Source organism: Streptomyces sp. NPDC097640, assembly GCF_040302705.1.
Classification (GTDB): domain Bacteria; phylum Actinomycetota; class Actinomycetes; order Streptomycetales; family Streptomycetaceae; genus Streptomyces.
Window position 1 is genome coordinate 1 of sequence record NZ_JBEOSB010000082.1, and the last position, 2,289, is coordinate 2,289.

The 2,289-nt window shown below is 75.9% G+C and carries 1 protein-coding gene; it reads right to left on the reverse strand.

Annotated elements, in window-relative coordinates; all coding sequences use genetic code 11:
* Positions 1–2,289, reverse strand: a 2,289-nt coding sequence (locus ABTY62_RS47400; protein ID WP_502997668.1) for an acyltransferase domain-containing protein, incomplete at both ends; no start/stop codon positions are given.

Here is a 2,289-nt window from a genome sequence, read left to right on the forward strand (position 1 = left end):
AGGGCCGCCCGCAGCACCGGGAACGCGGCGGGCAGCACGGGCGCGCCGGACCCGGCGGACGGCGGGAGCAGGATCACCCCGTCAGGCGGCACCTCCCACGGGTGGCCGGGGGACAGCCCGTCGCCCTCGCGCTCGCCGAGAAGCTGCCCGCCCGCCAGGGCCACCGCCTTGGCCCCGTATCCCCGCAGCCGTCCGCCGACCGTCTCGGCCATGGCCTCGTCGCCGCCCAGCAGCACGAACCGCTTGCCGGACAGAACGGCCGAGGGATCGCCGGCCGGCCCGTTCCCGGGCAGGGGCACGGCCCGCATCCGCATCCGCTTCGGCGCCACGCCCCTGACGGAGTGAGTGGTCCCGACTGTGGGGCCGATGGACCTCGGAGCGGTGTCCACGGGCGGCTCGCCGAACGAGACGGTGGCGACGGCCGGTTCGGCGGTCTCATCGCGTGCGGTGCCGGGGGCGCCGGTCGCCGCCGGGCTCCCCGGTGCCGCTTCGGTGGTCAGCCGGGGGGTGAGCCAGGCGGTGACCGCGGCGGTGGTACGGGCCTTCGTCAGCTCTTCCAGCTCTTCGTCCGCGAGCGGGGCGGCGCCGTCGCCGCCCACGCCGAGGCGGGCCGTCAACTCGCCTGCGATCTCGGCTCTCTTGATCGAGTCGATGCTCAGATCGGCCTCGAGGTCGAGGTCCGGTCCGATCATGTCGACCGGGTATCCGGTGCGTTCGCTGATGATCTGCGCGACTATCCGCGCCACCTCCGCCTCGGTGACCGCCACCGGCTCGGTGGGCGCGGATGTGGTCGGCATCGGCCCCACGGCCTCGGGCGCCGCGACCGCCGCGGCCGGCACCGGCAGGGACGGCGTTGCGGGGGCCGGGGGCGCGGTGGGCCTGGTGTCCGGCGTGGCTCCGAGGTGGGTGAGGAGCACGTCGCGTTGGGCTGCGACCATTTCCCGGCTGGTTCTGAGGAACTCCAGGATCAGTGCGTCCCGGTCCGTCTGGCTCACCGTCGCCTCCACGACACGTCGGGCCGGCGCGAGCGCGCCGGGCAGGAGTTCTCCCGTGGCGGTACGGACCAGCTGGCCGTCCACCGTCCAGCCGGGCCGCTTTTGCGGCGTGGCGCGCCCGGCGTCCACGGCGTCACGGCCGCGGAACATCCAGCCGGTGCGCACCGGCAGCCCGGCGACGGCGAGTTGGGCCAGGGCGTCGAGAAAGCCGTACAGCCCGCGAGGACCACCGCCGCCGACGCCGACACGGTCGACGCCGGGTGCGCTGGCGCGCTGTCCCTCGAAGGCGATGGCGTGGTGCGGGCGGTCGCCGAGGATCTCGCCGACCAGCCGGGTGAGGACGGTGCCGGGCCCGGCCTCGACGAAGACCCTGGCCCCGGCCTCGTACATGGCCTCGATCTGCTCGACGAAGCGGACCGGCGCGCCGATCTGGGCCGCGAGTTCCGCGCGGATCGCGTCCGGCTGGCCGCTGTGCGGGGCGGCGGTGCGGTTCGCCCAGACCGGGTACTCGGGCGCACGGATCGGCTGTCGGGCGAGGGCCTCGGCGAACCGGTCGCCGGCCGCGGCCACCAGCGGGCTGTGGAAGGCGCAGGCCACCGGGAGCCGCTTCACCGGATGCCCGGCCTCCCGCAGCAGCCCGACCGCGGCGTCCACCTCCCGCCGCGGCCCCGAGATCGCGGTCTGGGCGGGCGCGTTGTGATTGGCGGCCACCACCCGGTTGGCGAGGTCGGTGTGGCGCAGCACGCGTTCGATGTCCTTGTGGCTGGCGGTCACCGCTGCCATGGTGCCCGGCTCCGGCCCGGCGGCCCGGGCGGCGTCCAGGATCGCGGACGCCCGCTCGGCGCTCAGCTCCAGCAGCGCGGGCGGGTCGAGCACGCCCGCCGCGCACAGCGCGACCAGCTCGCCGTAGCTGTGCCCGGCGGCCATGTCGGGGCGGACTCCGGCCGCGGTGAGCAGCGAGTGGGCGGCCAGGCCGACGACGCCGAGCGCCGGCTGGGCCACCCGGGTGTCGGTGATCCTCGCCCGCTGCGCATCCCGTTCCGGCTCCTCGAAGGCAGCCGGCGGATGGAGGACAGCGGCATGGGCCCGGGCGAACCGCGCATGGCCGTGGAGTTCGGGGAAAGCGACGAAGAGACCGGCGAACATGCCGGGGCGCTGGCTGCCCTGCCCCGGGAACAGAAAGGCCACCTTGCCGGGGTCGGGGACGGGGTCTCGCCCCGCGCCGCCGTCGGCGGATGGGACACCACCGCCCTCCGCGACGGTCCGACCTGCTGGGCCGTCACCGCCCTCCGGA